The following is a 6996-nucleotide window of genomic DNA, read 5'->3' as shown; positions in this document are numbered from 1 at the left end:
CCCCAAGAGAACCCGCCCGCCCCGTCGAACCCGCCGCAGCGGCGAGCAGCTCAAGTGGCGGAGTCCGGCGGTACGGCGCGCGAGGAGCTCTCCGCTGAGGGTCAAGGGGGGCCTGCCCCGTCGAACCCGCCGCAGCGGCGAGCAGCTCAAGTGGCGGAGTCCGGCGGTGCCGCGCGTGGGGGGCTCTCCGCTGAGGGTCAAGGGGGGCCTGCCCCCTTGGATCCGCCGCGGCGGCGAGCAACCCCCGCGGTGGATCCCGGCGGTGCCGCGTGCGAGGGGCTCTCCGCTGAAGGCCAACGAGGGCCTGCCCCCTTGGATCCGCCGCAGCGGCGGGCAACCCCCGCGGTGGATCCCGGCGGTGCCGTACGACCCGAGCCGGGTCCGGCGCCGCCGGGGGCCGCCGTCCCGGCTGATGACGTTCGCGGCGGAGGGGCTGCGCCGGGCGCGCCCGGCCAACAGGGGCCTGCCTCCTCGACCCCGCCGCAGCGGCGGGGCACGTCCGCAGTGGATTCCCGCGGCGCCGCGCGCGAGGGGCTCTCCGTTCAGGGTCAAGGAGGGCCTGCCCCCTTTGATCCGCCGCAGCGGCGGGCAACCCCCGCGGTGGATCCCGGCGGTGCCGTACGGCCCGAGCCGGGTCCGGCACCGCCGGCCACGTCCCGGGCGCAGGTTCACGAGCCCCCGCGAACGACGCCCCCGCGAACGACACCCCCGCAAGACGCCGTCGCAGACGTAGGACTGCTTTCGCCCGTCAGGGCCGGCGTGCCCGCCGAGGCTGATACCTCCGACATCGCCTGGCTGCAGGCCATGCTCGATGCCGAGGCCGCGCTCGCGCGGGCGCAGGCCCGGCTCGGGGCCGTGCCGGCCGCCGCCGCGGAGGCGATCACCCGGGCCGCCCGCGCGGACGCGCTGGACGTGCGCGCCCTCGCGCTGGCCGCCCGCGAGACCGCGAACCCCGTCGTCGGCCTCGTGCAGGCGCTCACCGCGGCCGTCGCCGCGAACGACCCGCACGCCGCCGAGTACGTGCACCGCGGCTCCACCAGCCAGGACATCCTGGACACGGGCACCATGCTGGTAGCGGACCGCACCCTCCGCACGGTCCGCGCGGACCTGACCCGTACCGCCGCGGCGCTGGCCGCGCTCGCCGCCCGGCACCGGGACACCCTCATGGCGGGCCGCACGCTCACCCTGCACGCCGTGCCCACGACGTTCGGGCTGAAGGCGGCCGGCTGGCGGCAGCTCGTCCTCGACGCGGAGCGGCGGCTGGCGCACGTGCACGCGAGCCTGCCGGTCTCGCTCGGCGGCGCCGCCGGCACGCTCGCGGGCTACCTGGAGTACGCGCGCCTCGCCGCAACAGACGACACCGGTGACGACGGCTACGCGCACCGCCTCCTCGACGCGTTCGCCGCCGAGACCGGCCTGGCGCGCCCGGCCCTGCCCTGGCACGCCCTGCGCACCCCGGTCGCCGACCTGGCCGCCGCCCTCGCGTTCACGGCCGGTGCCCTCGGCAAGCTCGCGGCGGACGTGCAGTCACTGGCCCGTACGGAGGTCGGCGAGGTCGCCGAGCCGAACGGCGGCAGCGGCGGCAGCGGCAGCGGCAGCAACGGCAACGGCAGAAACGGCGACGGCGTCCGCGGCGCCTCCTCGGCTATGCCGCACAAGCGCAACCCCGTCCTGGCCACCCTGATCCGCAGCGCGGCGCTGCAGGTCCCCGTCCTGGCCGCCGGCATCACGCAGTGCCTGGCGGCGGAGGACGAGCGCTCCGCCGGCGCCTGGCACGCGGAGTGGCAGCTGCTCCGCGAGTGCCTGCGCCTGGCCGGCGGCGCGGCCCGTACCGCCGCGGAGCTCGCGCAGGGGCTGGAGGTACGGCCCGACCGGATGCGCGAGAACCTCGGCCTGACCGGCGCCCGGGTCGTCTCGGAGCGCCTCGCGGCCGTCCTGGCGCCGCGCATCGGCAGGGCGGCGGCCAAGCGGCTGCTCACCGCGGCGTCGGCCGAAGCGGCCGCAGATGGCCGGGAACTGTATGCAATCCTCGCCGATCATCCGTTACTGGACGGTCACTTCAGCGCGGCCGAACTGGCCGCCCTCTGCGACCCCGCCGATTACACCGGCGCCGCGGGCGCGCTGGTCGACCGCGCACTGGAAGCGCCGGGCGCGTCCTGACGCGCGCACTGTGGTCCTGACAACACTTCACCCGCACCGACTGCGCTCGCCATCCGCCTTCCGTACCCTCGTCCGAGGCCCTGCGGAAGGCGGATGCGTGTTCGGTCATCCGTAGGCGAAGATCGGCCACCCGGCCACGGCCGTGGTTAGGATGATCGGCGTATTCCGCTTCTGGACGGGACGTCAGGGACAACGGCCCCGTCCAGCCGTCCGCATGCCCCCTGCGTCCACGAGGAATTGATGTCACATCACATACCGGACGTAGTGACCTGGTGCCTCGTCGCGGCGCTGATCGCCGTCGCGGTCCTGCTGGTGCGTCAGCGGGGCATCAGTGCGGCCCTGCGGCAGCGCGCGGTGACGCTGGAGGAAGGCCAGCGAGCGCGCGACACCGAGCTCGGCCACCTCACCGCCGTCCGGCTGCCCGCCGTGACGGCCTCCATGCACCAGCCCGTGCCCCTGCCCGGCCTGCTCGACGAGCGGCTCGCCGGCACCGTCTTCGCGCACGGACTGCAGTCCGTGATGGACACCTTCACCCAGGCGGTCGACAAGGCGCAGGCCCGCGCCGACCAGTCCGCCAAGGCCGCCCTCAAGGCCTCCATGCGCGCCCTCCAGGGGCTCGCGCACGAACAGCAGCTGGCCATCTCCGACATGCAGGACCGGCACGACAACCCGGACGTGCTGCGCGACCTGCTGCAGATCGACCACGCCAACTCCCAGTTCGGCCGCCGCGCCCAGGCCATCGCCGTCCTGTGCGGCTCCTGGCCCGGCCGGCAGCGCGCCGCCTCGCCCCTGACCGACGTCGTACGGGGCGCCACGTCCCGCATCCGCGACTACCGGCGCGTCCAGGTTCACAGCCAGGCCGACCTCGCCGTCGTCAGCCGCGCCGTGGAGCCGGTGGTGCTGGCCGTCGCCGAACTCCTCGACAACGCCGCGCGCCACTCCCAGCCCAACACCACCGTCGAGGTGGGCCTGCAGCCCGTGCACAACGGCGCCTGCATCGTCATCGACGACGCGGGCGTCGGCATGGACGGCCAGGAGATCCAGCGGGCCGGCGCCCTGCTCACCGGCCGTGCCGCCGTCGACGTCTCGCGCCTCGGCGACCCGCCGCAGTTCGGCTTCCCGGTCATCGGTGTGCTCGCCGCGCGCTACGGGTTCAGCGTCTCGGTCGACACGCGTTCGCCGTACGGCGGCGTCCGGGCGGTGCTGTTCCTCCCGAGCGCCCTGCTCACCCAGATCGACATCGACGGGCCCGACACGACGCCGCTGCGGCCTCAGGCCGAGCAGGGGCGCGACCACGGTGACCACCGCGACCGCCGCGACCGCCGCGAGCGCGGTGAGCACCGCGAGCGCCGTGGGCAGGGGCGCGGCCGCGGGCACGAGGCGGACAGGGCGGCGGCTTCTCGGCCCCCGGGGCAGGCGCCGGTGCCGGACTTCCCGCCCGTACCCGACTTCCCGTCCGTACCGGACTTCCCCGCGGCGCCGGCCGCGGACCGCGCCGCCCCCTCCGGCACCGCCGGCCCCGTTCCCGGCTCCGTCGGTTCCACCGCGGGCGGCCTGCCCAAGCGCCGCCGCCGGCAGCCGGCCCCCCGCAGCCACCGGGGCGCGCCCGCGCCGCTGCCGGCCGAGACGTCCGCCCCGGGCTCCCGGGACGGAGGCTCCGGCGAGCGCACGGCCGAGGAGACCGCCCGCCGCATGGGCGCCTTCGCCCGCGGCACCCGCGCGGGCCGCACTCCGGCAGCCGGCACCCCTATCGGCCCCCTGCACGAGGCCGGACCGCACGGAGCCCCGGCGCATGGGGCCGGACCGTACGAGGCGTCGGCGCACGAGGCCGGACCGCACGGGGCACCAGCGCACGAGGCCGCACCGCACGGGGCACCGGCCCACGAGGCCCCGTCGCACGAGACTCCGGCGCACAGGGCCCCCGCGCACGAAGCCCGCCCGTCCGAGGCCCCGTCGCATGAGGCCGGGCCGTACGGTGCCCCGGCGCATGAGGCCCCGGCGCACAGGGCCCCCGCGCACGAAGCCCGCCCGTCCGAGGCCCCGGCGCATGAGACCGGGCCGTACGGGGCGTCGGCGCATGGGGCCGGGCCGTACGAGGCGCCGGCCCACGAGGCCCCGGCGCACCGGGCCCCCGCGGACGAAGCCCGCCCGTACGGGGCGCCAGCGCACGAGGCCGCACCGCACGGGGCACCGTCGCACGAAGCCCGGCCGTACGACGCGCCAGCGCATGGGGCCGAGCCGTACGAGGCCCCGGCGCACACGGCCCCCGCGCGTGAACGACCACCTCAACAACGAACTCGGCTGGATGCTGGACGAGGTCGTCAAGATGCCCGAAGCCCGGCACGCGATCCTCCTGTCCTCCGACGGCATGCTCCGCGCCCGCTCCCAGGGCATCGAGCGGGACGAGGCCGAGCGGCAGGCCGCCGCCCTCTCCGGCCTGCAGTCCATCAGCCGCTCCACCTCCGAGTTCTGCACCCACCAGGCGCAGCAGGAGAACCCCTGGCGGCAGACGCTCGTGGAGTTCGCCCACGGCTACGTGTTCCTCATCGCCGCCGGCCCCGGCGCGTACCTCGCGGTGTCCGCGACCGAGCACGTCGACATGGAGGCGGTCACGTACCGCATGCAGAAGCTCGTCGACCGGCTCGGCAAGGAGCTGACCAGCCCGCCCCGCACGGGCACCTGGCAGGGCTCGGGCGCCCCGGCATGACCCCGCCCGCGCCGAGGCACGAGAGGGGGTTAGTGCGGCCGTACGTCGTCACCGACGGCCGCGCCCACCCCACCCGCAACACCTTCGACCTGGTCACCCTGGTCCTGGCCCAGTACGACCGGCCGCTCAACGGGCTCAGCCCCGAAAAGCGCCGGCTCATGGAACTCTGCCTCGGCGGTCCCCTGTCGGTCGCCGAGATCGCCGGGCACCTGATGCTGCCCGTGAGCGTCACCAAGGTGCTGCTCGGCGACCTGGTCGACAGCGGCCACCTCATCACCCGGGCACCCATCCCCTCGGCACAACTCCCCGAGGCCCAGATCCTGCAGGAGGTGCTGGATGGACTTCGCGCTCGCCTCTGAGCCCGCTGGTCCCGCCGGTCCGTCTGGTTCCGCCGGTTCCGCCGGTCCCGCCGGTCACGAGCCCGTTCCCGGCACCGGCGACGGCGAGCTCTACCTGAGGCGCAGCGTGCGCACCGCGGCGAAGCTCCTCGTCGTCGGCCACTTCGCCGTCGGCAAGACCACCTTCGTCGGCTCGCTGTCGGAGATCCGGCCGCTGCGCACCGAGGAGACCATGACCCAGGCCGGAGCGGGCGTCGACGACCTCGCCGGCATCGAGGGCAAGACCACCACCACGGTCGCCATGGACTTCGGCCGCCTCACGCTCAGCGACAGCCTGGTGCTCTACCTCTTCGGCGCCCCCGGCCAGCAGCGCTTCACCCGCCTGTGGCAGGACATGACGCAGGGCGCGCTCGGCGCCCTCGTCCTCGCCGACACCCGCCGCCTGGAGCAGTCCTTCGACGTCATGGGCCTGCTGGAGGAGCTCGGCCTGCCCTACGGGGTGGCCGTCAACCACTTCGACGGCGCGCCGGTCTACCCGGAGGAGGAGATCCGCGAGGCCCTCGACCTGCTGCCCGAGACGCCCCTGGTCACCTGTGACGCCCGCGACCGGGTCTCGTCCACCCGCGCGCTCATCGCCCTCGTCGAGTACCTGCAGCGGCGCACCGCATGGGAGAACGCGTGAACCACCCCCGCCCCGACGGGGGCGGCCGCGCGACGCTCGTGACCGACTACCGGGCCGCGCTCGAAGTGCTCCGCACGCCCGAGGTCTTCGGCAAGGACGCCCGCCGGTGGCGCTCCCTCGCCGACGGCCGCGTCGCCCCGGACAACCCGGTCGTGCCGATGATGGCCTACCGCCCCAACTGCCTCTTCTCCGACGGGGAGGCCCACACGCGGCTGCGCCAGGCCGTCACCGACTCCCTCGCGCGCATCGACCCCAACGCCCTGCGCGGCTACGTCGAGCGCAGCGCCGACACCCTCATCGACCGCTTCGCGGGCCTGGGCGAGGCCGACCTGCTGGGCGCGTACGCCAAGGTGCTGCCGCTGCTGGTCTTCCAGCAGCTCTTCGGCTGCCCGCCCGAGCTCGGCGACCGCCTCGTGGAGGGCTTCTCCGGCATCTTCGACGGCGTCGACGCCGAGCGCGCGGACGCGCTCATCACCAGCACGCTCATCGAGCTCATCGGCCTCAAGCGGGAGCAGCCCGGCGCCGACATGATCTCGTGGCTGATGGCGCACCACGCCCGCCTGAGCGACGAGGAGCTGATCCACCAGCTCGTCGTCCTCATCGGCGCCGGCACCGAGCCCCAGCAGAACCTCATCGCCAACGCCCTGCGGCTGCTGCTCTCCGACGACCGCTTCGCGGGCGACCTCGCGGGCGGCAGCATGCCGGTCGAGGACGCCCTGGACGAGGTGCTCTGGCTCGACCCGCCGATGGCCAACTACGGCGTCCACTACCCCGTGCAGGACGTCGACTTCGGCGGCGTGCCGCTGGCCGCGGGCGAGCCCGTCGTCGTCAGCTTCGCCGCCGCCAACACCGACCCGGCGCTGCTCACCACCCGGCGCACCGGCAACCGCGCCCACCTCGCCTGGAGCGCCGGCCCCCACCACTGCCCGGCCAAGAACGCGGCCCGCCTGATCGCCGCCGTCGCCGTCGAGAAGCTCCTCGACCGGCTGCCGGACCTCGAACTCGCCGTCTCCGCCGACCGCCTCGTCTGGCGGCCCGGCCCGTTCCACCGCGCCCTGACCGCGCTGCCCGTGCGCTTCCCCCCGGCCCCGCCGTCCGGCCCGCAGCCC

The 6996-nt window shown here is 75.5% G+C and carries 5 protein-coding genes and 1 pseudogene; all 6 read left to right on the top strand.

Translation table 11 applies throughout. The features are described from left to right. Positions 1-759: 759 nt before the first annotated feature. Positions 760-2160, top strand: coding sequence for a lyase family protein (locus ACSNOH_RS32310; protein ID WP_436725009.1), 1401 nt, complete (start codon positions 760-762; stop codon positions 2158-2160). Positions 2161-2400: 240 nt separating this feature from the next. Further along, positions 2401-3318, top strand: a pseudogene (locus ACSNOH_RS32305) (ATP-binding protein); the annotation flags it as partial. Positions 3319-4465: 1147 nt separating this feature from the next. After that, complete coding sequence (locus tag ACSNOH_RS32300; protein WP_436725011.1) at positions 4466-4867, top strand: roadblock/LC7 domain-containing protein; 402 nt, start codon at positions 4466-4468, stop codon at positions 4865-4867. A 32-nt stretch (positions 4868-4899) separates the two neighbouring features. Further along, positions 4900-5226, top strand: a complete 327-nt coding sequence (locus ACSNOH_RS32295) for a DUF742 domain-containing protein (protein WP_436725010.1) — start codon at positions 4900-4902, stop codon at positions 5224-5226. Continuing rightward, positions 5204-5887, top strand: a complete 684-nt coding sequence (locus ACSNOH_RS32290) for a GTP-binding protein (protein ID WP_436725008.1) — start codon at positions 5204-5206, stop codon at positions 5885-5887. Before ACSNOH_RS32295 ends, ACSNOH_RS32290 begins: the two co-directional genes overlap by 23 nt. Further along, positions 5872-6996 (top strand): cytochrome P450 (locus ACSNOH_RS32285; RefSeq protein ID WP_436725007.1); only part of this gene is annotated, 1125 nt, incomplete at its 3' end. The genes ACSNOH_RS32290 and ACSNOH_RS32285, both read left to right, overlap by 16 nt.

The organism is Streptomyces sp. URMC 127 (assembly GCF_051386535.1).
In the GTDB taxonomy this organism is placed as follows: domain Bacteria; phylum Actinomycetota; class Actinomycetes; order Streptomycetales; family Streptomycetaceae; genus Streptomyces.
Note: the sequence above shows the minus strand (reverse complement) of the source record. Positions and strands in the feature narration are given on the sequence as shown.

Bases quoted from the DNA above. Each gene is read 5' to 3' on its own strand.
- ACSNOH_RS32300 (WP_436725011.1), top strand. From the start codon at position 4,466: ATGCTGGACGAGGTCGTCAAGATGCCCGAAGCCCGGCACGCGATCCTC.
- ACSNOH_RS32290 (WP_436725008.1), top strand. From the start codon at position 5,204: ATGGACTTCGCGCTCGCCTCTGAGCCCGCTGGTCCCGCCGGTCCGTCT.